General features: G+C 69.2%; 24 protein-coding genes and 1 tRNA gene. 10 read left to right on the top strand and 15 right to left on the bottom strand.

Going from position 1 to position 23,508, the window contains the following annotated elements; genetic code table 11:
* Positions 1 to 43: 43 nt before the first annotated feature.
* Together HET64_RS00230 and HET64_RS00235 are read right to left on the bottom strand one after the other, a co-directional pair.
* Positions 44 to 286, bottom strand: a complete 243-nt coding sequence (locus HET64_RS00230; protein WP_215100903.1) for an acyl-CoA carboxylase subunit epsilon — start codon at positions 284 to 286, stop codon at positions 44 to 46.
* A gap of 11 nt (positions 287 to 297) precedes the next feature.
* Positions 298 to 1,839 (bottom strand): acyl-CoA carboxylase subunit beta, encoded by a 1,542-nt coding sequence (locus HET64_RS00235; RefSeq protein WP_215100954.1) that lies wholly within the window; start codon positions 1,837 to 1,839, stop codon positions 298 to 300.
* A 235-nt stretch (positions 1,840 to 2,074) separates the two neighbouring features.
* Between HET64_RS00235 and HET64_RS00240 the strand changes: the two genes are divergently transcribed.
* The gene (locus HET64_RS00240; RefSeq protein ID WP_215100905.1) at positions 2,075 to 2,761 is read left to right on the top strand and encodes a hypothetical protein; all 687 of its coding nucleotides are present in this window, start codon (positions 2,075 to 2,077) and stop codon (positions 2,759 to 2,761) included.
* 200 nt (positions 2,762 to 2,961) lie between these two features.
* On the opposite strand, the gene HET64_RS00245 is transcribed toward HET64_RS00240, so the two are convergent.
* From HET64_RS00245 to HET64_RS00260, 4 genes are all read right to left on the bottom strand, one after another.
* Entirely contained in the window at positions 2,962 to 3,735 is a 774-nt protein-coding gene (locus HET64_RS00245; protein ID WP_215100907.1) for an IclR family transcriptional regulator, read from the bottom strand.
* Positions 3,732 to 4,676 (bottom strand): ACP S-malonyltransferase, encoded by a 945-nt coding sequence (locus HET64_RS00250; protein ID WP_215100909.1) that lies wholly within the window; start codon positions 4,674 to 4,676, stop codon positions 3,732 to 3,734. Before HET64_RS00250 ends, HET64_RS00245 begins: the two co-directional genes overlap by 4 nt.
* 187 nt (positions 4,677 to 4,863) lie before the next feature.
* Positions 4,864 to 5,655: a LuxR family transcriptional regulator gene (locus HET64_RS00255; RefSeq protein WP_215100911.1), complete on the bottom strand. Its 792-nt coding sequence runs from the start codon at positions 5,653 to 5,655 to the stop codon at positions 4,864 to 4,866.
* A 101-nt stretch (positions 5,656 to 5,756) separates the two neighbouring features.
* Entirely contained in the window at positions 5,757 to 6,431 is a 675-nt protein-coding gene (locus HET64_RS00260; RefSeq protein WP_251144554.1) for a LuxR C-terminal-related transcriptional regulator, read from the bottom strand.
* Positions 6,432 to 7,438: 1,007 nt separating this feature from the next.
* Between HET64_RS00260 and HET64_RS00265 the strand changes: the two genes are divergently transcribed.
* From HET64_RS00265 to HET64_RS00275, 3 genes are read left to right on the top strand one after another with little or no spacing between them, the layout of a single operon-like run.
* Entirely contained in the window at positions 7,439 to 10,297 is a 2,859-nt protein-coding gene (locus HET64_RS00265) for a non-ribosomal peptide synthetase (protein ID WP_215100915.1), read from the top strand.
* Positions 10,297 to 11,271 (top strand): NAD(P)-dependent oxidoreductase, encoded by a 975-nt coding sequence (locus tag HET64_RS00270; RefSeq protein WP_215100917.1) that lies wholly within the window; start codon positions 10,297 to 10,299, stop codon positions 11,269 to 11,271. Before HET64_RS00265 ends, HET64_RS00270 begins: the two co-directional genes overlap by 1 nt.
* Positions 11,272 to 11,287: 16 nt before the next feature.
* Positions 11,288 to 11,749 (top strand): nuclear transport factor 2 family protein, encoded by a 462-nt coding sequence (locus HET64_RS00275; protein WP_374105520.1) that lies wholly within the window; start codon positions 11,288 to 11,290, stop codon positions 11,747 to 11,749.
* 26 nt (positions 11,750 to 11,775) lie between these two features.
* On the opposite strand, the gene HET64_RS00280 is transcribed toward HET64_RS00275, so the two are convergent.
* The gene (locus HET64_RS00280; protein WP_215100921.1) at positions 11,776 to 12,696 is read right to left on the bottom strand and encodes a LysR family transcriptional regulator; all 921 of its coding nucleotides are present in this window, start codon (positions 12,694 to 12,696) and stop codon (positions 11,776 to 11,778) included.
* Positions 12,697 to 12,829: 133 nt separating this feature from the next.
* Between HET64_RS00280 and HET64_RS00285 the strand changes: the two genes are divergently transcribed.
* Positions 12,830 to 13,501, top strand: coding sequence for an FMN-dependent NADH-azoreductase (locus HET64_RS00285; protein WP_215100923.1), 672 nt, complete (start codon positions 12,830 to 12,832; stop codon positions 13,499 to 13,501).
* A 12-nt stretch (positions 13,502 to 13,513) separates the two neighbouring features.
* On the opposite strand, the gene HET64_RS00290 is transcribed toward HET64_RS00285, so the two are convergent.
* From HET64_RS00290 to HET64_RS39960, 4 genes are all read right to left on the bottom strand, one after another.
* On the bottom strand, positions 13,514 to 14,542 hold the full coding sequence (locus tag HET64_RS00290) for a polyprenyl synthetase family protein (RefSeq protein ID WP_215100925.1): 1,029 nt from the start codon (positions 14,540 to 14,542) through the stop codon (positions 13,514 to 13,516).
* A 621-nt stretch (positions 14,543 to 15,163) separates the two neighbouring features.
* Positions 15,164 to 15,433, bottom strand: coding sequence for a hypothetical protein (locus HET64_RS38605; RefSeq protein WP_251144566.1), 270 nt, complete (start codon positions 15,431 to 15,433; stop codon positions 15,164 to 15,166).
* A gap of 134 nt (positions 15,434 to 15,567) precedes the next feature.
* The gene (locus HET64_RS00295; RefSeq protein WP_215100926.1) at positions 15,568 to 15,957 is read right to left on the bottom strand and encodes an Imm50 family immunity protein; all 390 of its coding nucleotides are present in this window, start codon (positions 15,955 to 15,957) and stop codon (positions 15,568 to 15,570) included.
* Between the two features lie 25 nt (positions 15,958 to 15,982).
* Positions 15,983 to 16,165 carry an HNH/endonuclease VII fold putative polymorphic toxin gene (locus HET64_RS39960; RefSeq protein ID WP_215100928.1) on the bottom strand — a complete coding sequence of 61 codons (183 nt, stop codon included), beginning with the start codon at positions 16,163 to 16,165 and terminating at the stop codon, positions 15,983 to 15,985.
* 14 nt (positions 16,166 to 16,179) lie between these two features.
* Here HET64_RS39960 and HET64_RS00305 point away from each other — a divergent pair, with 14 nt between their 5' ends.
* The 5 genes from HET64_RS00305 to HET64_RS00325 all read left to right on the top strand — a co-directional run bounded on the left by HET64_RS00305 (position 16,180) and on the right by HET64_RS00325 (position 18,873).
* Positions 16,180 to 16,836 carry a bifunctional 2-polyprenyl-6-hydroxyphenol methylase/3-demethylubiquinol 3-O-methyltransferase UbiG gene (locus HET64_RS00305; protein WP_215100930.1) on the top strand — a complete coding sequence of 219 codons (657 nt, stop codon included), beginning with the start codon at positions 16,180 to 16,182 and terminating at the stop codon, positions 16,834 to 16,836.
* Between the two features lie 11 nt (positions 16,837 to 16,847).
* Complete coding sequence (locus tag HET64_RS00310; protein ID WP_215100932.1) at positions 16,848 to 17,435, top strand: class IV adenylate cyclase; 588 nt, start codon at positions 16,848 to 16,850, stop codon at positions 17,433 to 17,435.
* Between the two features lie 19 nt (positions 17,436 to 17,454).
* Entirely contained in the window at positions 17,455 to 17,829 is a 375-nt protein-coding gene (locus HET64_RS00315; RefSeq protein WP_215100934.1) for a hypothetical protein, read from the top strand.
* Between the two features lie 182 nt (positions 17,830 to 18,011).
* The gene (locus tag HET64_RS00320; protein WP_215100936.1) at positions 18,012 to 18,425 is read left to right on the top strand and encodes an NUDIX hydrolase; all 414 of its coding nucleotides are present in this window, start codon (positions 18,012 to 18,014) and stop codon (positions 18,423 to 18,425) included.
* Positions 18,426 to 18,621: 196 nt separating this feature from the next.
* Entirely contained in the window at positions 18,622 to 18,873 is a 252-nt protein-coding gene (locus HET64_RS00325; protein WP_251144555.1) for a hypothetical protein, read from the top strand.
* A gap of 51 nt (positions 18,874 to 18,924) precedes the next feature.
* On the opposite strand, the gene HET64_RS39965 is transcribed toward HET64_RS00325, so the two are convergent.
* The 4 genes from HET64_RS39965 to HET64_RS00340 all read right to left on the bottom strand — a co-directional run bounded on the left by HET64_RS39965 (position 18,925) and on the right by HET64_RS00340 (position 23,381).
* Positions 18,925 to 19,905 carry a DUF6615 family protein gene (locus HET64_RS39965; RefSeq protein WP_374105519.1) on the bottom strand — a complete coding sequence of 327 codons (981 nt, stop codon included), beginning with the start codon at positions 19,903 to 19,905 and terminating at the stop codon, positions 18,925 to 18,927.
* Positions 19,906 to 20,359: 454 nt separating this feature from the next.
* Positions 20,360 to 20,433 (bottom strand) — tRNA-Thr (locus HET64_RS00330).
* A gap of 124 nt (positions 20,434 to 20,557) precedes the next feature.
* Entirely contained in the window at positions 20,558 to 22,087 is a 1,530-nt protein-coding gene (locus HET64_RS00335) for an alpha/beta hydrolase (RefSeq protein ID WP_215100938.1), read from the bottom strand.
* An 88-nt stretch (positions 22,088 to 22,175) separates the two neighbouring features.
* A complete protein-coding gene (locus HET64_RS00340; protein WP_215100939.1) occupies positions 22,176 to 23,381 on the bottom strand; it encodes a DNA polymerase III subunit delta' in 1,206 nt (401 codons plus the stop codon).
* Between the last annotated feature and the right edge of the window lie 127 nt (positions 23,382 to 23,508).

The following is a 23,508-nucleotide window of genomic DNA, read 5'->3' on the forward strand; positions in this document are numbered from 1 at the left end:
ACTGGTTAACAGGGCGCCGAAGGGCCCGCAACGCGGCTGGCAGCTAGCTGCCAGCCGCGGGCTCCGCCGCAGCCCAGGAGCAGGGCGGGCCGTCTTCCCGGCGTGCCCAGCCGGCCCGGACGGGCACCGCGCCGCGACCGTCGTCCGGCGGGGCCGCGGCCCCGCCCTCGCCGGCCAGAACGGTGAGCAGCGCGACGACGGCGGCGAGCTCCTCCGGGGAGGGGGAGCCGCTGATGACCTTGAGCAGTCCGTCACCAAGTGGCCCGTCGAACGGGGAGATCGGCATGGCTTACTCCTCTACACCGGGGGGTTTCCGTGCTTGCGCGAGGGAAGCGCGGCGTGTTTCGAGCGCAGCATGGCCAGGGCGCGGACCAGGGCGGACCGGGTGTCGGCGGGGTCGATCACATCGTCGACGAGCCCGCGCTCCGCCGCGTAATACGGATGCATCAGTTCGGACTTGTACTCCTTGACCAGTTGCAGGCGCGTCGCCTCGGGGTCGTCCGCCGCCTGGATCCGCCGCCGGAAGACCACGTTGGCCGCGCCTTCCGCACCCATCACGGCGATCTCGTTGGCCGGCCAGGCCAGCGAGAGGTCCGCTCCGATGGAGAGGGAGTCCATCACGATGTACGCGCCGCCGTACGCCTTGCGCAGGATCACCTGCACCCGGGGAACGGTGGCGTTGCAGTACGCGTACAGCAGCTTGGCCCCGTGCCGGATGATGCCCCGGTGCTCCTGGTCGACGCCGGGCAGGAAACCGGGCACGTCGACCAGGGTGACCAGCGGGATGTTGAAGGCGTCGCACAGCTGGACGAACCGTGCGGCCTTCTCCGAGGCGTGGATGTCCAGCACACCCGCGAAGGACTGCGGCTGGTTGGCGACGATCCCGACCACGTGGCCGTCCAGCCGGGTCAGGGCCGTGATGACGTTGGTGGCCCAGCGCTCGTGCACCTCCATGTACTCGCCCTCGTCGACGAGTTCGGAGATCACCTCCCGCATGTCGTACGGACGGCTGCCGTCCAGCGGCACCAGTTCCAGCAGTCGTTCGCACCGCCGGCCGGCCGGGTCCTCCGGGCGCACGGCGGGCGGCAACGCCCGGTTGTTGGAGGGCAGCAGGGACAGCAGGTAGCGGACCTCGGCGAGGCAGGTCTCCTCGTCGTCGTAGGCGAAGTGCGCCACACCCGAGGTCTCCGCGTGGACGTCGGCCCCGCCGAGCCCGTTCTGGGTGATCTCCTCACCGGTGACGGCCCGCACCACGTCGGGTCCGGTGATGAACATCTGCGAGGTGTCCCGGACCATGAAGACGAAGTCGGTGAGCGCCGGGCTGTAGGCGGCGCCGCCGGCGCAGGGTCCGAGCATCACGCTGATCTGCGGGATCACACCCGAGGCACGGGTGTTGCGCTGGAAGATCCCGCCGTAGCCGGCCAGGGCGGAGACGCCCTCCTGAATGCGGGCCCCGGCCCCGTCGTTGAGGGAGACCAGCGGGGCTCCGGCGGCGATCGCCAGGTCCATCAGCTTGTGGATCTTGGCGGCGTGGGCCTCGCCGAGCGCCCCTCCGAAGATCCGGAAGTCATGGGCGAAGGCGAAGACCGTGCGCCCCTCGACCGTGCCCCAGCCGGTCACCACGCCGTCGGTGTGCGGCCTCTTCGCCTCCAGGCCGAAGCCGGTGGCCCGGTGCCTGCGCAACTGCTCGGTCTCCGTGAAGGAGCCCTCGTCGAAGAGGAGCGCGAGGCGCTCGCGCACCGTCAGCTTCCCCTTGGCGTGCTGGGCCCGCGTGGCCGTGTCGACGCCTGCGAGTACCTCGTGACGGATCTGGGCCAGTTCGCCCACCCGGTCATGCATCGTCATACCCGATTCCTCCTGTGGCCCGGGACCGCGACGGTCGCTGTCGACTCTCGCAGCGCGACCGGCTTCGCCCAATAGACGTGACAGGAAAGTGCCGATATGCAGAAGAGACCGCCGAATTCCAGTGCTGTTCACCTTCCTGCCAACATCTGCGCGGCCGGCCCTGCACCAAAGAAAGGAAGTTACTCTCCTGAATCAAAGAACTTGTCGAGAAGGAATGAGACCCGGAAAAATGCGATACAAGCACCTCGCTTTCGTCACGATCGCCGCCGTCGGTCTCGTCCCGGCCCTCGCCACGGCGGCTGTCGCGGCGCCCGCCGCGCCCGCCGTCGGGCAGGGCGCCGAGCGGTCGTGCGGTCCCCTCGACCTGTCGGGTTCGCTCCCGGTGCCCCCGGCCGGGATGTCCGTGCGGCAGACGGTGACCATCGGCGCGGAGTGCGAGCCCGAGCTGGGTCCGGTCCGGTACGTCCCGGCGCCGAGCACCGCGCAGCCGTCGGCACGGAGCGCCGCGGCGCCCCTGGCCACCCGGCAGATCCGCAGCTGGAACGAGATGTTCGACTGCTGCAACATCCGTATGACCGGCCTGTACACGACCGCCGACTGGAACACCGCGGCCGGCCGGATCACCACGGCCGCCACCGGCACGACCCAGGAGTGGAACCGCGAGCCGTGGAACGCCGGCTGGTCGCTGAAATCCGCATCCGGGAACCAGGACTGCGCGACCGACTGTTCCGTCGTCAACCACGAGTCCACCGCCGACTTCACCTACAAGGGAATCTTCGACCCGTCCGGCAACACCTACGCGAACACCCATAGCTCATCCGTGAAACTCCAGGCCGACGCGACCGCCGACTGCACCTTCGACGTGAAGCTGAAGAACACCTTTATCGGGTGGAATTGGCAGCGCGGCTGCGAGTGACCGGAACCCGCTGCGGACGCGCCCGGCCGGTAAAGGGCTAAGAGCTGTCCCGCGATTCCCGGTGGATCAGCGCGCGGCGTCGGATGCGTTGCATCGCAAGGCGGCGGGCGTCCGCGTACCGGATGTACGGGGATGTTCCGACAACGCGGCGAGGTGCCGCAGCTGTCGTCGCGCGCCCGCCGGGAACCGCGGGACAGCGCTCAACCACGGTGAGAGGCCGCCGCGCGCGTCCGGACGGGCCGGGAATCCACGAGTACGTCGCCGAGTTCGCCCGCCGCGTCGATGACGGCACCGAGCAGCAGCCGGCTGGGGGTGGCGGGCATCCGGGGATGCGTTCCGGTCAGGGCGAGTGCGGCCACCACCCGCTTGCCCATGGCCCGCACCGGCACCGCGATCGAAACGGCCCCCGGCACCGTCGCGTCGGGGCCGTGCACCCACCCGCGACGGCGTACGAGCGAGAGCTGCGCGGCGGTGAACCGGGCGCTGCGCAGCCCTTCGTACAGCTCCCCGGGCTCCTCCCAGGCCAGCAGGACCTGGGCGACCGGGCCCGCCCGGAGCGACCGCGCGGTACCGACCGGCAGATCCTCCGCGTCCCCGCCCGTCTCGGTCCGGGCGCCGACGCAGACCTGCATGGCCCCGCTGCGCCGGAACAGCCGCGCGTCCAGCCCCGTCAGGTCCCGCAGCTCCGAGAGCACCGGGGACGCCGCCTTGACCAGCCGGTCGCGCTGCACCTCCACCACCATGTTGCCGAGCCTCGGACCGAGGACGAACCGCCCCCTGAAGTCGCGGGCCAGCAGTCCGAGGCTCTCCAGCCCCAGGGCGATGCGGTGGACGGTCGGACGGGCGAAGCCGCTGCCCGACACCAGCTCCGCCAGCGACACCGGGCCCTTCTCCACCACGTCGAGGAGTGCCGAGGCCTTGTCGAGCACCCCGATGCCGCTGACCCGCTTCGGCTGCCGGGTCGCCACGCTCATCGTTCGCCCGCCGACCGTGCGGGGGCGACCAGGGGTTTGTTCACCGAGACGGTCTCCACGCCCGGGTCGATCCGGCGGATCAGCCCGGCGAGCGTCCGTCCCGGCCCCAGCTCGACGAGCCGGCGGCAGCCGAGCGGACCGGTGAGGGTCCGTACGCTCCGCTCCCACAGCACCGGGGAGGTGAGCTGCCGGATGCAGAGGGCCGACCAGTCGGCTTCGCCCGTGTGCGCCTCGGCGTCGACGTTGGTCACCACCGGCACCGCGGCCGGGGCGAGGACGGTGTCCCGCAGGGACCGGCCGAGCGCCTCCGCGGCGGGGGCCATGTACGGGCTGTGGAAGGCCCCGCCGACCGCGAGGCGGAGCATCTTGCCCCCGATCGACGGCGCCCGGTCCGCGACCTCCCCGATCGCGTCGGGCGAACCCGAGACCACCGTCTGACCGGGGGCGTTGACGTTGGCCACCCACACGTCGGCGCCCGAGGCGCGCATCTCGCCCGCCAGGGCCTCCACCTCGCCCAGCGGGGCCGCCACCACGACGCCCATGGTGCCCTCGCGGGCCCCGGCGGCCTCCCGCATGGCCCGCCCCCTGACCGCGACCAGGGCAGCGGCCCGGCCGACGGTCAGGACCCCGGACGCGACGAGGGCCGCGTACTCACCGAGGCTGTGTCCGGCGCAGCCGGCGACCGGACCGTCGAGTACGCCGTCGCGGACCGCTTCGGCATGGGCCATCAACGCGACGGTGAAGACGGTCAGCTGAGCGAGATCCGTACGCCGGAGATGCTCGTCGGAGGTGTGCAGCAGCAGTTCGGGAAGATCCTCCCCCGTGACGGCGGAGACCTCCTCAGCGATCGCCCACGACGGAGTGTCCCGCCAGGGCGCTCCCATTGCCTGCTTCTGTGTCCCCTGACCGGGAAACACCAGCCCGACCGGTACCTGATTCATGAACCCGCCTTCCGCACGACGCTCTTCGAAGGGCACGCAGGGCCGGCCATCCCACAGGGGGATGACCGGCCTCGTGCGCCGACGGCCAACGGGGGGGGTACCAGCCGCCGGGGAACGGGCCCCCTCGGGGAGTCCCGTTCCTGACACCTCATGAAACGGCGGTACGGCGCGGGCGGCAACGGACCTTTCAGGAAGGTGCCAACGGGCCGCCACGCTCCGGGCCCGATCCGGCAGCCGGTGGCAGCAATCCCAGCTCGGCGGCGCGCACCCCCGCCTGGAACCGGGACTGCGCCCCGAGCAGGGCCATGATCTCCGCGACATGCCGGCGGTAGGTGCGCACGGAGATGGTCAGCTCGCGGGCCGCCACCTCGTCCGTGACGCCGGCCTGGAGCGCGCCGAGTATCTGCCGGGCGAGCGAGGCCCGGTACCGGTCCCCGAACACGGTGCGCTCCCCGGCGGGAACGGCCCGCATCCACACGTTCTCGAAGAGGCTCTGCAGTGTGTTGAGCACCTCCGGGACCCGGATCACCGACGCCCGCCGGCCGACCGCCGAGTCGGCCACCACCAGGGCGGCGCACTCGTCCACGATCAGCGCCTGGAGCGGAGGAACCCGGGCGACCCGGATGGCCACCGGGTTCTCCCTGGTCAACTGCTCCCGCACATAGCCCTCGTCGAGCATGGCCGGGCTGGACAGGAGCCGCACCTGCACCCCCTCCCGGGCCTCGTAGATGAGCTCCCGCTCCGTGCGCTCGGACCGCTCGTCGGAGCCGAGCTTGCGCGCGTGCACGATGTCGATGCTCCGGGACGCGCTCCCGATGAGCTGCTGCGCCTGGTCGAGCACGACGTCGTAGTCGTTGTCGAGACCGGTGATCAGGCTCTCCTGGAGATTGCGGTCCCGGTGCAGCGCGACCGTCGACTCGATCAGCGCCCGTACCTGGAGTAGAGCGCTCTCCAGCTCATCGTCTCCCCCGATGGGCACGTCGTATCCACCTACCTTGATTCAGCCATCAAGATCCCTGGGCGCGATGTCCGCCCGGGACCGTTTTCCCCTCGCACGGTTCCGCGACGCGGCGGCATGCGCTACTCCGTGAGGAGTCCGACCTCCACGGCCCGCACTCCGGCCTGGAAGCGTGAGTGCGCGTCGAGTTCGCGCATGATCTCGGCCACGTAGCGCCGGTAGGTGCGCAACGACACCTGGAGTTCACGGGCCGCGGTCTCGTCCGTGTTGCCCGCGCGCAGCCGCTCCAGGATGCGATGGGCCAGGTCGGTGCGGAGGCGGGGGCTCAGCTGGAGGTGATCGGCGAGCCTGCGGCCCCGGGACCACGCGCCCGCGAAGAGCAGTTCGAGAGCACGCACCGCGGCGGGGTCGTTGACGATGGCGGTCTGCCCCCTGGTCCCCTCGACGCCGCGCACCAGCGCGGCCACCCCGTCGACCAACAGGGTCTCGCGCAGTTCGCTCTCCGAGACCTGGACCTCGACCCGACGGTCGGCCAACTGGTTGAGCCGCGCCAGGGAGGAGTCCGTCGCCTCCGCGGTGCACAGGATCCGCACGGCCGTCCGGGCCGGGATCCTGCTCAGCGAACTCACCACGGCGTCGGCGAACTCGCCGGTCTCCGTCAGGGCGACGCACACCGTGTGGCGGGTCCGGCCGATGAGCGCCTCCAGCGCGTCGCCGATGGGGACACCGCCCGTGCGGGCCACCGGCTGGGGGGACATCGAACGCTGCCTGTGCAGCAGGACCGTTGAATCGATCAAGGCGCTGACCTGCAACAGCGTCTGTTCCAGACTGGCGGAGTGATCGGCTGTCGCCGCTCTCTCGCCACTTCTGTGTTCAAGCAACGCGTCCGACATCTGAAAGCCCCCCTGTAGCGCACCAGGCTCCCGCTCTCCGGCGAGACTTCCGCCGGCCACGGGCTTCACAGGTACGCCCCCGCGGGAACTTTGGTGACTAAGCCATTTGTCGGCCTATCAACTATGTGTCGACAGGAAGCCCGACCAGATTGCTCCAGACAGTAGTTCGAGCAATCACATCCAGTCAACAGCCCCCTACACCCTTTAAGGCATTATTGAATATGGAACAGTCATCCACAACACAGGAACAGGCTTGCAGAAACAGCCTCTGGACTCTTGTCAGCAAACTGCACCGAATCACCGGAAGCGGCGGCTCATATTCCTTTTTGGCTGCATTACTGTGAAGTAACATTCACGTTACGTAGTATCCCTGTCCGCTAGCGGCCATACGTCCCGCACTCCGGACGGGTATCCGCCTAGATTCTTCGGCATGCCCACGCCGTGCACACATCGCAGATCGACAACACCCTTCACACCGGCACCAGCAGGCACATCGAAAGCCGACCTCAGCCATCCGAGGTACTGACAGAGCCACACATTTCAAGCCAGTACGCTCCACCCCGAACGGCCGGGGCGACCACGCAGAATCAGCCACTCCCAGGCACCCCCGTCGCCTCCCCTGCCGTCACGCACCAGCCGTCGGCGAGAACTATCCCCTCCGCTCGACGCGAACGCCGGCCCCGATACCGCCCGAAACGGGCCAGCAGCACCCTATTCGACTCACGGCGATTCCCCTCCATAAATAACCGATGAATACCTGCGGTATTTCTCGGCTTCCAGGGCTCGCATCCGCCGTCGCACCGCACGTGATCAGCAGCCGTGCGCACTCCCCTGTCGCGGCACACCCGTCCTCAGCTCCGCCCTGCGCAGTGCCATCAGGCCCGTCACGCCATCAGGCAAGGGAGACAAGCGTGAACACCTCACCGCACCAGAGCATCGCCGGCCTTCTCGTGCATGCCGCACGGCACCACTCCACCTCCGGCCTCCGCTATCACCTCCCCGGCACGTCCGCCGGAGTACGGGAGCAGAGCCACCCGGAACTCCTCGACGACGCCCTGCGGATGCTCTCCGGACTGCGCGCCCGAGGACTGCGCCCCCAGGACAAGGTCCTCCTGATCCTGGAACAGCCCAAGGAGTTCCTGACCGTGTTCTGGGCGGCGGTGCTCGGCGGATTCGTGCCGTGCCCCATGGCTCCCCTGCGCGGCGACCCGGAACGCTGGGCGGCCCGGCTGAGCCAGGTCGACGCCCTGCTCGACCGGCCCCTGGTCGTCACCGACGGACCCCTGGCCGCCGAACTCCCGCCGGTCGACGGCCTCATGGTCGCCCTGACGGACGAGCTGCACGCCGCGGAGCCCGCCACCGCGTACACCGCGTCGCCCGAGGACACCGCACTGCTCGTCCTGACCTCGGGCTCGACAGGGAACCCCAAGGCGGTCGCGCTCAGCCACGCCAACCTGCTGGCCTCCATGGCGGGGAAGAACCACTACCACCGGCTCACCCCGGCGGACACCACCCTGAACTGGATCTCGTTCGACCATGTGGCCGCGCTCCTGGAGTGCCACCTTCTCCCCCTGTCCCAGGGAAGCAGCCAGTTGCACGTGGAGCCCCAGGCCGTCCTGGAGGACCCGATGCAGTTCCTGCGCATCGCCTCCGAACACGGCGTGACGATGACCTTCACGCCCAACTTCCTCCTGGGTATGCTCAATTCGGCGGTCGAGGAGCTGCGCTCCAGCGGCGAACAACTCGACCTGACCCGGCTGCGGCACATCGTCAGCGGCGGCGAGGCCGTCGTCCGCGCCACCGGCGAGGCCTTCCTCGACGCGTTCGCCCCGTACGGGCTCGCCCCCGACGCCCTGTGGCCGGCCTTCGGCATGACCGAGACCTGCGCCGGCAGCGTCTACTCCCACCGGGCCTTCCCCGGCGTGGACCAGGACAGCGAGTTCGCCTCCCTCGGCACCCCGGTGCCCGGTCTGGCCATGCGCGTGGCCGACGACCAGGATCACGAGCTGCGGGACGGCGAGACGGGCGAACTGCAGCTCAGCGGCCCCATGATCACCCGCGGTTACCACAACAACCCCCGTGCCACCGCTGAGGCGTTCACCGCCGACGGCTGGTTCCGCAGCGGCGACCTCGGCCGGATCGTCGAGGGGCGGCTCTCCCTGGTGGGCCGCAGCAAGGACAGCATCATCGTCAACGGGGTCAACTACTACAGCCACGAGATCGAGACGTCCGTCGAGCAGCTGACCGGCGTGGCGGGCTCCTACGTGGCGGCCTTCCCGACCCGTCCCGCGGGCGCCGACACCGAACAGCTGGTGATCGCCCTGCACCCGGAGGTCCCCGAAGGCGACGACACGGCCCTCCACCAGGTGCTCACCGCCGTACGCAGCAGCGCCGTGATGCACTGGGGATTCCGCCCCTTCCTCGTCCTGCCCCTGCCCAAGGAAGCCTTCCCCAAGACCAGCCTCGGCAAGATCCAGCGGTCCCTGATGCGCGAACGCCTGGAGGCGGGCGCGTACGCCGGACCGGCCCGCGCCGTCGCCGACCTCACCCTGCGCATGCTCGGCGGCTACACGGCGCCCGCGAACGACACCGAGCGGATCCTCTGCGACATCTACGCGGAGATACTCGGCGTGGCGCCAGGATCGGTCAGCGCGACCGCCAACTTCTTCGACCTCGGCGGCACCTCCCTGGACATTCTCCGCCTGCGCAGCAAGGTCGGCCGGCACCTCGGCGTCTCCGGCCTGGAGATCATCACGGTGCTGAGGGCCCCCACCGCCCGGGCCCTCGCCGCACGGCTCACCGAACGGACCGCCGCCGAAGCGCCCCCGTACGACCCGATCGTGCCGATGCAGACCAGCGGCGCCAAGACCCCGCTGTTCTGCGTGCACCCCGGGGTCGGCGAGGTCCTCGTCTTCGTCAACCTGGCCAAGTACTTCGTGGGCGACCGGCCCTTCCACGCGCTGCGCGCCCGAGGGTTCGACGACGGGGACAAGCCCTTCGCCACCTTCGAGCAGATGGTCGACTGCTACGTCGACGCCATCCGGGCCAAGCAGCCCCACGGCCCCTACGCCGTCGCCGGATACTCCTACGGCGGCGCGGTGGCCTTCGAGATCGCCAAGGTGCTGCGCTCCCGGGGCGAACGCGTGGACTTCGTCGGCAGTTTCAACCTGCCGCCGAACATCGAGTACCGCATGAAGGAACTGGACTTCACCGAGACGGCCGTCAACCTGGCGTTCTTCCTCGCCCTGATCGACCGCAAGCAGTCCCGGGAGCTGCCCGGACTGCTTCGCGGGCTGCCCTTCGAGGACCAGGTCGCCCGGCTGCTGGACCTCTCCCGGCCCGGACGACTCGCCGAACTGGACCTGACCGCTGACAAGTTCGCGGGCTGGGCCCACGTCGCCAACTCGCTGACCGACCTCGGCCGCTCCTACCGGCCGACCGGCACGGTGCCCTCGATGAGCGTCTTCCACGCCATCCCCCTGCGCGGCACCAAGGAGGACTGGCTCAACAACGAGCTGCGCCGCTGGGACGAGCACACCACCGGGCCCAACCGCTACATCGAGGTTCCCGGCGAGCACTACACGCTGATGAGCCCCCAGCACGTGGCGTCCTTCCAGGCCATTCTGCGCCGGGAGCTCGACCGCGCCCTGGAGGACGCCGACGCAACGGCACGGCAGCGGGCCCACGGCACGCGCCGGGCCGGCGCAGCCACCACGTCCACCGCGGCGTCCACTTCCACCACTTCCACCACCACCGAGACGGAGAGCTGATGCTGAAGGGCAAGAAGATCCTGGTCACGGGCGGCACCGGACAGGTCGCCCGGCCCGTGGCGGAGGCACTCGCCGAACACAACGACGTGTGGTGCCTCGGCAGGTTCGGCACTCCGGGGATCGAGCGGGAGCTCAACCGGAAGTCGATCACCACCCGGCACTGGGACCTGGAGGACCCCGCGCCGGACGCGCTCGCCGCCGTTCCCGACGACTTCACCCACGTCTTCCACTCCGCCGTACGCCGCGGGGACGACGGCGACTTCAACGCCACCATCGAGGCCAATGCCGTCGCGACCGGCCGGCTCATGACGCACTGCGCCGCCGCCGACTCGTTCCTGTACGTCTCCACCGGCGCCCTGTACGCGCGGCAGTCGCTCGACCACCTCTACGGCGAGGACGACCCGGTCGACGGGGTCGCCGGCTGGCTGCCCGCCTACCCCGTGGGGAAGATCGCGACCGAGGGCGCGGTGCGCGCCTTCAGCCAGGTGCTCGGCCTGCCCACCACGATCGCCCGCCTCAACATCGCCTACGGACCCGGCGGATACGGCGGCGTACCGATGCTGTACTTCCAGCGGATGCTCGCCGGAGAGCCCATCCCCGTCCCGATGGAGGGACAGAACTGGTTCTCACCGCTGTACACCGACGACCTCGTGGCCCAGGTCCCGGCCCTGTGGGACGCCGCGTCCTCCCCGGTGACGCTGGTCAACTGGGGCGGCGACGAGTCGGTGGGCATCACCGACTGCGTGCGCCACATGAGCGAACTGACCGGCGTACCGGTCACGTTGGCGCCGTCCGAGGTGACGCGTGAGACCTACCGCTTCGACCCCACGCGCCGCCGCGCGCTGACCGGCCCGTGCACGGTCTCCTGGCAGGACGGCATCAGCCGCACCCTCGCCGCCCACTTCCCCATGTACGTCCCCGAGGCGGACCCGGCCGTGATCGGCACGACGCCCCCGAGCCCAGTCCACCGTTGAGGAGAGTCCCATGCCCATGACCGACGAGTCCGTGACCCCGCCGCCCGCCCGGGTCGTCCAGGAGTCCCCGGCGCCCACCGGAACGCCGCCCAACCTGGAGCTGGTCCAGGAGGCCTACCGCGCCTTCCGCCGACAGGACGCCGACGTCCTCCTGGCGATCCTGGCGCCGGACGTCCAGTGGATCCATCCGGCCGGCATGTCCGAGTACCAGCTGGGCGGTGCCCGGCACGGGCATGCCGGCGTCCGCAGCTTCCTCGCCCGAGTGCCCGCCGTTCTTGGGGGAATGCGCCTGGAACCAAGGGAGTTCGTAGTGGCGGGCGACCGGATCGTGGTGTTCGGCGTACGTCAGGTGACGTCCTTGCGGGGTCACACGGAGGAGCTGGAGTTCGTCCACTCCTGGACGCTGCGCGACGGGAAGGCCACGGTCATGGAGGACATCTTCGACACCGTCCTGTTCCATCGGCTCATCGAGACCTGACCGCCCGCCCCGTCCCCGCCACCGCGTCACGGCAGCCGGAGCGACGCGTCCGACTGCCGGCGCACCTCCCCGAGGACGGCCGAGACCGCGGGGTTGGACACGGCCCCGCCGCGGACGACGAGGGAGACACGGCGCATCAGCCCGGGACCGTCGAGGATGATCCGGCGGACCGGGTAGCCGGGCCGGTCGGGCACCAGATCCGGTACGAGGGAGACTCCCCAGCCCAGGGAGACGAGGCCGAGGGTGGCCTGGAGATCGGAGGTCCGGGCCACGATGTCGGGGACGAAGCCCGCCGAGGCACAGGCATGCACGGTGAGCCGGCCGAGCCCCGAGTCCGGGTCGAGGGCCCAGGCCCGGTCGGCGTACGCGGCGAGCCGGTCCGGCGGGCGGCTCGCCGACTCGTCGGCGGCTCCCCCCGGCCCGACGGCCAGCCGGACCCGGTCGGCGGCCACCGGCTCCTCGTACAGCCCCGGCATCGGCGGCTCGGGCACCTCGTCGTAGCCCATCGCGAGCGCCAGATCAACCTGCCCGAGCCGGACCGCCTCCCGGCAGCCGCCCACCGGAAGCCCCTGCAAGGTGATCCTGAGAGCGGGGTGAAGATCACGCACCCGGGTCAGCGCGGGTATCAGCAGGGCGGGGCCCTCGTGGAACGGCACGCCGACCCGTAGCTCTCCGCGGACCCGGCCGGTCGCGGCGAGCAGGTCGGACTCCGCCGTCTCCAGGCCGGCGAGTATGTGCTCCGTGTGGTCCACCAGCAGCCGCCCGGCCGAGGTCAGACCGGCCCGGTTGCTGCGCCGGTCGAGCAGTTCGGTCCCGGTCTCCGCCTCCAGCGCGGACAGCTGCTGGGACACCGCCGACCGCGTGTAGTTGAGGGACTCGGCCGCCGCCGCGATGGATCCGCGCGCCTGCACCTCGCGCAGCAGAACCAGCTTCCGTACGTCAAGCACGATGCGTACCGTCGATTCCCCTAATGCCGAACGTCACCAATGGTTACTCCAGGTGGCGCGGCCTGAGACCGAGTTGACCGGTTGAATGGAGCTATTCCCGCACTCCCGACCCTTCGATGAGAGGTAGCCCGGCGTGTCCACATTGCTCCGCGTCGACTGTAGCCCCCGCCCCGAGTCGGTCTCCCGGCAGATCTCGGCCGAATTCGCCGCGGCCTGGCACCGGGCCCACCCGGGAGGCCGGGTCCTGCACCGGGACCTGGCGGCCAGGCCCGTCCGCCATGTCGACGCGGCCCAGGTCGAGGTGGTCTCCCGGCTCGAATCGGCGGGCACGGTGGAGCTGGAGGAGGCGCGCAGGGCGGCCCGCACCCCCGAGGAGCTCGACAGCTGGGGCCACAGCTGGGAACTGATCGACGAACTCATCGTGTGCGACACCCTGTTGATCAGCCTGCCCATGTACAACCTCTCCGTTCCCTCCGCCTTCAAGGCCTGGTTCGACCGGATCGCCATCCCGCCGCTGCTCGTCGGCCCGCGAACCGGAAAGGGACCGCTGTCCGGTCTGCGGACCGTGGTGGCGACAGCGCGCGGCGGAAGCCTCCGCCCCGGCGCGGCGGACCGTGCCGACGACTTCCAGGAGCCCTATCTGCGCGCCGCGTTCCGCACGGTGGGGCTCGCCGACGATCTCCTGTTCCTGGGCGCGGAGACGACCAGGTCCGGGCACGTCCCCCGGCTCGCCCCCTACCGGGGCGCCGCCCAGACCTCGCTCAAGCAGGCGGTGGAGCGCGCTCGCGACCGCGCGCGCCTCTGACCGCGAGCGCCGCTACGCCGTCCTGGTGGCCACGAAGTCGCACAGGGACTCCAGGGCCTTCCGCGCCGGACCCGGCGGCAGCGGCCCCAGCGACGCACGCGCGGCGGCGAGCCGCTCGTCCATGATTCCCCGGGCCCGGGCCATGCAGCCGGATCGCTGGAGCAACACGAGTGCCCGCTCGTGCTGTTGCCCCCGCATCGTCCGAGGCCCGGTCAGCAGCGAGCGGAGTTCCTCGTCACCGGGCCACGCGTCGTCGAGCACCAGCAGAACGGGCAGGCCGGCCACGCCGACCGCGAGGTCCTTGCCCTGCTCCTTGCCGAGGTCCGCCGAGGACGAGGTGATGTCGAGCAGGTCGTCCGATATCTGGAAGGCGACACCGAGATGCTCGCCGTACACCGCGAGCGCCTCGCCCACCGCTGCGGGCGCGCCCGCCTGGACCGCGCCGAGCCGCAGCGAGAGGGAGATCAGCGACGCCGACTTGTCGGAGATCACCTCGAAGTAGTGGGACAGCCGCTGCTCCGCACCGTCCGGCCCGACCAGCTCCCGCAACTGCCCCCGGACCAGCCGCTCGGACGCCTCGGCCTGGAGCGGGATCGCCTCGGACGCCAGAGAGGACGACATCCGGGCGGCCTTGGCCAGGAGCCAGTTGCCCGACCTGACGGCAACGGTGTTGCCCCAGCGGGCGTTGACGCTGCTGACACCGTGGCGAAGCAGCGCCTCGTCCATCACGTCGTCGTGGTGCAGCGAAGCCGTATGGATCAACTCGGCCACCACAGCCGCCTCGATGACCCCCTCACCCCTGACGTCGCCGAACTCCGCGCCGAGCAGCGTGAGCAGCGGCCTCAGCCGCTTGCCCCCCGCCGCGATCAGATGCCCGGCGACTTCGGCCAGCCGCGGATCCTCCGCCTCCCCCGCGCACCTCAGCAGACGGTTCTCCACCTGTTCCAGCCCCCGGAGCACCCGTCGTTCCAAGGCGCTCTCACCGACGACCAGCCGACTGATGATCGACCGCCCCCGCATCCTCGCCGCCAGCGCGGTCATCAGCTTCCCTCCGGTACACGGCTCTCTCGGCCGTCGGCATTCCCCACCGGAGCCTAGAAACGTGCCGCCTCCCGTCGACAGCGATCCCGCCCTCCCTGTCCGCTATCGGACAGGGAGCCCCCGCGGAGCGACGACCGCCTGAGATGTTGACCTCACCGCTGGCAGCAACCTGCCACCCCGGGCACCGCCGGGACCCGCCGCCGTCCCGCACCACCCGACCGCCTCGACGGGAATCCCCTCCCGGAAAACACGGAAGCCCAGCTCAGAGATGTCTGAGCTGGGCTTCGGACGGAGCCGCCTTCGGGATTCGAACCCGAGACCTACGCATGACGAGACCGAGAAGGTTTGTGCTGCCCACTGCTGAACTGTTCCGCGCAGTTGCTTTTCAGCTGCTCAGGGTACGTACGACAGATTCATTTCTACCACTCCCTGTTGCACCGTCCGAAGGCGTCTGTCCATCGGTCGTCCACCGGCGAGGCCGACCCCAGGCCATCGGGCGGCTGCCACGAGTGCGGCGGCTCTAGGCGATGGTGCCTTCGCTTCGTCAGCCGTACTGGCTGTCGTAAACCTACAAGTCAGCGAGGTGTCTGCGCTTCTACGAATCCTGCGGGAACAGCACCCTCAACGACAACAGCAACGTCTTGTCGTTCCTTCAAGGCCGCCAGCCCCCTTCCCTCGGTCCAGCGGTAGTGCAGTGGGCACCGACTCCCCAGGTATGTCTTCGATTGCCACCAGACGCTGTGGGCCGGCGGTCACTACCCGGTAGGCGTTGCCGAGCTTCAACACCTTGCACGGATACTCACCCCGCTTCGCCAGACCGTAGCCGGTGCTCCTCCCCATTGAGAGGACCTTGTTCGCCGTCTGCAGGTACACCGTGGGCGGCAAGGCCATCAGATACTCACGGGAGAGGGACACACCCTAGATCACCCCAGGTTCCACCGCAGCTGTCGCCGAAGAACGTGGGAGCCTCGAATGGCATGAACAGGCCGGTGGCTACTGAGCACCCAATCACCTTGTGGCGAGAATTACAGTTCATTGGCGTAAGCACTCAATTTCGACACGAACACGGTCGTGGCGTTAGCTTGAAGATGGAATGCTGGGGAGGTGGCCGTGACGTTAACCCCACCCTCTCCCGTGAGGGCTACGTCAGCAGAAATCTCGCTCCCGAATCCGCTCAGCGAGATTGACTTGAGGCCACCGAAAGAGAGCTCGACCTGTACGGTGTTGTATTTCTGTGCCAGCCACTTTTTTGGTGGGTTATCAGGGTATGCGGGAAGGTCGAATCGAAGTTTCAGTGTCGGCCCTTCGACCTGGAGGGACACTTCATGTATGCGAACCCCCCGAAGATCCGGCGGATCCCTCTGATAGGTGGCGTTAACGCCTTCCGGGTTGTTCAGAAGTGCAGTCCACTGCATACCGACCCGCTTCCCTGCCTTCTGGCTAGTATTCGTAGTGCTGCGCCGTACCGGGGACCTTACCAGTTCGGGGGTTCTCTGATGGGCGGACGTTGAAATGGGACCCCTGGTCTCCGACCCCGCATTCGCCGTAGTAGTGGCCGTATCCATGGTCCTGAATGATGACCTGACTGCCGTCATTCCGCGTAAAGGTATACTCGCGCGTCATCACCGAATTATGAGATGCATCCACTGTGGGAGCACACCCTCACGTTCTTCCCGCAGTTCCTCGCCACGCTGCGGGAACGTGTCGCCCCTGACGCCACCGTCGCCGTGGTCGGCGCGAGCGACGGCAAGTTCGTCCTGCCCCTCGCCGCCGCCGGCTACCGCGTCGTCGCCATCGAACGCGACGCGGTCGCCCTCCACGGGGGCGACGTCCACCTCCCGGGTGACAGCCAGGCCCACGCGTTGGGACTGATCGATCGACTGAAGCTCGAAGAACTCCACGAACGCGTAGAGGTCGTTGAGGACGACTTCCTGGACGGCGAGCCCCTGGGCCTGCAGTGCGACGCGGTCTGGACGAGTTGCTCGTGGCATTACAGTGCCAACCACCACCGCCCGCTCGGCGAGTTCGTCGACCGCATGCAGCGCCTGGTCCGCCCAGGCGGCGTGTTCGGCGCGGAGTTCATGATGCCCGTCGAAAGACGCCACCACATGATCGAGCACTACACCTCCCCGGAACGCCTTCACCCCCACTTCATCGGCGACTGGGAGGTCCTGCTCACCCTGCGGACCACCGAGTTCACGGAACGCGCCCACGTCGGCCAGTTGCACGACCACACCCACCGCATGGGCCTCCTGCTCGCGGCCCGGACATTCACCCTCACCGACCAATTCTGAGAGAAGGCCCCATGAAACACGAATACGAGGCGAAGTTCCTGGCCGTCGACGTCGCCGACCTCCAGAACAAACTGAGCGCCCTCAATGCCGTCCAGGCATTCCCCCGCACGCTCCTCACCCGCAAGATCTTCGAGAACGACTCCCTCGACGGTGGAGCCTGGATCCGTCTGCGGGACGAGGGCACCCGCTCGACGCTCACGCTCAAGCAGGTCACCGACGCAACGACGATCGACGGCACCAAGGAGATCGAGACCGAGGTCACCGACCTGCACGCCATGGCCGACATCCTGCGCCGGGTCGGCCTCACCGAGGTCCGGTACCAGGAGAACTACCGCGAGGAATGGCGCCTGGGCGAGGTCGCCTTCGACTTCGACACCTGGCCCGACCTCCCCACCTTCCTGGAGATCGAAGGACCCGACGAGGCATCGGTACGCCAGGCCGCCGCGCTGCTGGACCTCGACTACTCCGAGGCCCGGTTCGGCAGCGTCGACGAGATCTACAAGAGCGAGGCCGGCCGCGACATCCTCGCCGAGCCCACGCTCCTGTTCTCCGAAGCCGAGAAGCAGAAGGACGCTTCTCCCACGGCCCAGGACCGTTGATCGCGGAGGGAGACGAGCGATGCTGACGGAAGTCGCCCTACAGCACAGGGTGATCCCCGGGATCGCCGAGTTCGCCCGAGGAGGACTGCCCTCACCGGCGGCCACCGACGACGGCAACGAGTGGGTCGACGGATCCTGCTGGCTCTACTGCGGACAGCGGTGGACGCGCGTCCTGTGGATCGGCCCCGCCAGAGTCGCCGGGGCCCAGGCCCCGATGTACGCGTGCGGCGCCTGCATCGGCGAGCTGCAGGAACGGGTCTGGCAATCCTTCTTCAACGAGAGCCGCTCGGCCGGCTCCACCCGGCCGAGCGAATCCGCCGAGGTGGGGCAGTCGACCTCCGGCAGGAGAACGGGCAAGCATCGGGGCGAGAGCAGGCTCTTCCGCCGTAGTTGAGCCCCCGCCCCGGTCACGCTGGCGCCCGCTGTCCCCCGCAGCGAGAGCCCGTGGCCGGGGCGGGTCCTTGGCGTGCGCGCCTTCGGCGGAAGCCCCGAGACGAACGGTCTGACAACGCAGGACCGTTTCAAGTCCACCGATACGGTCTTCCCACCCATCCTGGGCCTCTTGGAGGAGCAGTCGTGACGCAGCAGGCCACGGACGAGCGGCCGGGCATCGCCGCCGCCATCGTCGTTCACGAGGGCCGCGTGCTCATGGTCCGCCGCCGGGTGAGCGAGGGGCAGCTCTCCTGGCAGTTCCCCGCCGGGGAGGTCGAGCCCGGCGAGGAACGTGAGGCCGCCGCCGTACGGGAAACCAAGGAGGAGGCAGGGCTGACCGTCGAGGCGGTCAAGCTGCTCGGCGAGCGCGTTCACCCCAAGACAGGCCGCCTCATGTCCTACACCGCCTGCCAGATCCTGGGCGGCAGAGCTCACGTCGCCGATACCGAGGAGCTTGCCGAGCTTGCCTGGGTATCCCATGGCGAGATCCCGGAGTACGTGCCGTACGGGCTGTTCGAGCCGGTACAGGACTACCTCGATGGGATCTTGTCCGCGTAGACCGCTCCGAGTTCCGGCGGGGAACTGCGGGAGAGCACCAAGGCTCCACAACCTACTGGATCTGGCCTGGTTGCAGGACCTCCGGGCCAAGGAACGCCCCCTCCCTCACAGACGTGGACGGTGCTTCTGTTCCGCCAGAACCGCCGACCGTGCGGGCTCAGCCACACCGGCCGATAGTGCAGTCGCGGACAGTCGCATGGTCGTAGTCCTGCGAGCCGCCCACAACGACACCCGCATCACGCGGGACATCTACCAGAGCGTCCTCCCCCACGTCGGCAAGAGTGCCGCCGAGGCCACCGCGAAGCTCGTCCCCCTCCAGCGCAAGGCCGAGGCCGAGAAGGCCGCGCGCAAGGCCGAGAAGGCGGCCACGAAGGCCAAGACGAAGGATCAGGCCAGGCGAAAGAAAAAGGGCAAGGTGAAGAAGTCCAAGAAAGAAGGTTCTCTGTAGCGAGAGCCGACTCCAGCATGGCCTGCGGGCCATGCCCCCGGACAGACCTCATCAGGGCTCAGCGGAGCCAAGGTTCACTAGCACCGCACCTGCAACTCGCCTATCGGCCGGTTCCCCCTCAGCACCACGGATCATGGCTCGCACGCGCTGCGGAAGCCGTCCCACTGGACGGTCCGACATTTCCCGGAGTTGTCGGCGAAGGCCACGTTCAGTTGAACTAAGCGGCGCTGCCCCACGAGTCGTCTCATGATCGGCCCGCCTCCGGTCATCTTCGCCGTCTCGCTGACGACGATCAACCCGGCCCGACTCCTTTGAGATGGCAGACCGGATCGGAAGCCTAGCTACTGCTGAAGGAGCTTCAGAAAGTTCCACCTGCCCCTCAAGCTCCACAAGAGCTGCCTGGTGCAGACTCAGCACCCTCCCGTAAGCAATTTCCAAGCTTGGCGCACTGGATTCGCTCCCATCACAAAGGATGCGGTTCCAAGGACGACTGCGATGCTTCACATATCGCGAGCTAACGCGCGCTCCGCGAAGGGTCTGCTTGACAACCAAGGCCGACGCTATGGTGCATCCCAGCTGCCCCTCGGTGAAGGGGCCGTGATCGCAGCCCAACCACGGCTTGCCTGGTCGTATCTGTGGCCAGTTGAGGTGGTTGTAGAAGACGTAGGCGGGGATGCAGCCCGCCTTCATGGCGTCTTCGATCAGAAGATCATTCTGATACCTGTCGCCGTCGGGTCGATACCGCAGGTCGTATCCGCCATTCCGATTAGCACGCTTCGCTTGGACTCGCATGCCGAACCCCACTGCCCCAGAATGAAACCACCACTCCCAGTCCGCCCCATTCGAGCGCTCCTCGTCGCTCGTGAACGGACGGATCGCCACCCGGTCACCATGGGCCCGATCGATGGCCCGCAGGTTTTCCTCGGTGTGCGTCACTTCGCTCGACGGCCAGCCCCTACGGTGTTCGGCAGCCAGAGCTTCGAAGGTCAGCTCGGCCCGCCGAGCAAGCGTTCCGCACAGCGAGCCGACCATAGATGTGCGCACACCGCAGGCCCGACAAAAAGTGTCATTCGCACCAACCTGCTGCCCGCAAACGCAACGCGCCAATGCGCCTTCACCCCTCGACGTTTCGTCTGTCCAGCTTCGCCACTCTAGGCTGCTGCGGCCTTGCGTGAGCTCGTTGCCCCTTAACGCTCGGCGGGACTCGTCGCCCTAGGATTTCTCACCACAGGCAGCCACCTCGAACGTGAAGCGTGCGGCCGAAGACTCTCAGCGGTGCGGCAGGCGAATCGAAAGCGTGATGCAGCGCTGCTCAGCGGGTTGCGCTGTTTGCCTACCGTCGGCGTGCTGTTGCCGGCCCCTGCTGGGCCGACCGCTCACGCACCGCTCACGCAGGCAACGTCACGGCAACCCGGCCGTGTGACCCACCATGCCCCGAGCAACAGAAAACCCCAGGTCACGGGCTATGTGACCTGGGGTTTGACTGAGCCGCCTTCGGGATTCGAACCCGAGACCTACGCATTACGAGTGCGTTGCTCTGGCCAACTGAGCTAAGGCGGCGTGCCCTGTCGCACTATGGTGCGATCAGCAGCGGGGCCAAGTCTACACAGTTTCCGGGGGTGCTCCGCACACGGCACCCCCGGCGGTGTTTGCGCTGGTCAGGGCAGGTCGGAGGGGCAGGGGGTCAGGTGCACTTCCTGCCGTCGGCGGGCGGGGTGCCCTCCAGGAGGTACGTGTTGATCGCCGTGTCGATGCAGTCGCTGCCCCGGCCGTACGCGGTGTGGCCGTCGCCCTCGTAGGTGAGCAGGGTGCCGGAGGAGAGCTGCTCGGCGAGGGCCTCGGACCACTTGTACGGGGTGGCCGGGTCGCGGGTGGTGCCGACGACGACGATCGGGTCGGCGCCCTTCGCCTCGGTGCGGTGCGGGGTGCCCGTGGCATCGGTGGGCCAGTAGGCGCAGTTCAGGGAGGCCCAGGCGAAGCCGCGCCCGAAGACCGGGGAGGCCTTCTCGAAGTCCGGGACCGCCTTCTCGACCGCGTCGGGGCCGTCGAAGGCGGGCGGCAGGTCGAGGCAGTTCACGGCGGCGTTGGCGAACATCAGGTTCGCGTACTTCCCGTTCGGCTCGCGCTCGTAGTAGCTGTCGGCCAAGGACAGCAGGCCGGAACCGTCGCTACGCTGCGCGCCCGCCAGCGCCTCGCGGAGCTGCGGCCAGGCCGCCTCGTCGTACATGGCGGCGATCACCCCGGTGGTGGCCAGGGACTCACCCAGCTTGCGGTCGTCGCCGGTCGGGACCGGCTTGGCGTCCAGGTCCTTGAAGAGCTGCTTCAGCGCGGTCGCCGCGTCGGCGGTGGACGTGGTGCCGAGCGGGCAGTCAGGCTGCTCGACGCAGTCGGCGGCGAAGGACTGGAAGGCCCCCTCGAAGCCCGCCGTCTGGTCGCGGTTCATGTCGATCGCCTTCAGGGAGGGGTCCATCGCCCCGTCCAGGACGAGGCGGCCGGCCCGCTCGGGGAAGAGGTCCGCGTAGGTGGCGCCGAGGAAGGTCCCGTACGACGCTCCGACGTAATTCAGCTTCTCGTCGCCGAGCAGGGCCCGCAGGACGTCCATGTCGCGGGCCGTGTCGACGGTGGAGACGTACGGGAGGATCTCGCCGCTCCGCTTCTCGCAGCCCGCCGCGAACTTCTCGAAGGACGCGCTCAGCTTCTTGACCTCCGCCTCGTCGTCGGGCGTCTGGTCGACCTGGGTGTAGGCGTCCATCTCCGGTCCCGTGAGGCACTCGACGGGTTCGCTGCGGGCCACGCCGCGCGGGTCGATCGCCACCATGTCGTAGCGGGCCCTCACCTGGGCCGGATAGCCGAGTGCCGCGTACCCCTGGAGATAGCCGATCGCGGAGCCGCCGGGGCCACCCGGATTCACCAGGAGGGAGCCGATCCGCTTGCCCGGTCCGGTGGCCTTCTTGCGCGAGACGGCGAGGTCGATGTCGCCGTCATCCGGCTTGTCGTAGTCCTTCGGCGCCTTCATCGTCGCGCACTCGAACCCCTCCACCCCGCAGTCGCGCCAGCTCAGCTTCTGCGCGTAGTACGACGACAGCCCCTCGGGGGCCGCGGTGCCGGTGGCCGAAGCGCTCGGCGACGAGCCGCTGCCGCTGCAGCCGGAGATGAGGAGGCCGGCAGTGCCGATCCCGATGGCGAAGGTGCGGAGCAGCCGCCTGGTATCCATTCAGGGAGCGTATCCGCCGGGTGACGAGTCGTCCGATTCCCTGCTCATTCGGGTGAACAGGAACGCGTCGTGGAAGTAGTGGAGGCCTTCAGCCCGCCCGCAGCGCCATCGTCATCGCCTCCACCGCGAGCAGCGGCGCCACGTTGCGGTCCATCGCCTCGCGGCAGGCGATCACCGACTCGATCCGGCGCAGGGTCTGCGCGGGCGTCGAGGACTCCACGATCCGGTCGAGGGAGTCCTGCACATCGACATTGGCGATCGCCAGCTTCGAACCGAGCTGGAGCGCCAGCACATCGCGGTAGAACCCGGTGAGCTCGGTCAGCGCCAGATCGAGGCTGTCCCGCTGCGTACGCGTCTTGCGGCGCTTCTGCTTGTCCTCCAGCTCCTTCATCGCCCCCGCCGTACCGCGCGGCATCCGGCCCCCGGGCACCCCGCCGAGCGCCGCCTTGAGGTCCTCGGTCTCCTTGACGTCGACCTCCTCCGCCATCTGCTTGGCGTCGTCGGTGGCCGTGTCGATCAGCTCCTGGGCCGCCTTGAGGCACCCCCCGACGTCGGCGACCCGCAGCGGGACCTTCAGCACCGCCGCCCGCCGCGCCCGCGCCCGCTCGTCCGTCGCGAGACGGCGGGCCCGGCCGATGTGCCCCTGGGTGGCGCGCGCCGCGGAGTGCGCCCGCTCGGGGTCGACGCCGTCGCGGCGGATCAGGACGTCGGCCACCGCCTCCACCGGCGGGGTGCTCAGGGTGAGGTGCCGGCAGCGGGAACGGATCGTGGGCAGGACGTCTTCGAGCGAGGGCGCGCACAGCATCCAGACCGTGCGCGGCGCGGGCTCCTCGACGGCCTTCAGCAGGACGTTTCCCGCGCCCTCGGTGAGGCGGTCGGCGTCCTCCATCACGATGACCTGCCACCGGCCGACCGCCGGGGAGAGCTGAGCGCGCCGGACCAGGTCGCGGGTCTCCTTCACCCCGATGGAGAGGAGATCCGTACGGATGACCTGGACGTCGGCGTGCGTACCGATCAGGCTGGTGTGGCAGCCGTCGCAGAAACCGCAGCCGGGGGCGCCGCCCAGCGCCCGGTCCGGGCTCGTGCACTGGAGCGCGGCGGCGAAGGCCCGTGCAGCCGTGGACCGGCCGGAGCCGGGCGGTCCGGTGAACAGCCAGGCGTGCGTCATCTTCGAGCCCTGGTCCAGCGGCTTGCCGTCGGACACGGCGGTGACCAGAGCGTCGGCGTCCTTGGCTGCGGCGGCGAGCTGTTCCCGCACGCGGATCTGTCCGACCAGGTCGTCCCATACGCTCATGGGTCACCGCCCTTCCGGTGGTGTCGTGCCGTGCTGTGGTGCGGCGGTGGCGTCGAGGGTTCAGCGTCGTTCCGCGGGAGGGTGCCTGGTGTGCGCTGTCCGTCTCGTCGCTCTCCATTGTGGGGGA

The organism is Streptomyces sp. McG3 (assembly GCF_018619185.1).
In the GTDB taxonomy this organism is placed as follows: Bacteria; Actinomycetota; Actinomycetes; order Streptomycetales; family Streptomycetaceae; genus Streptomyces.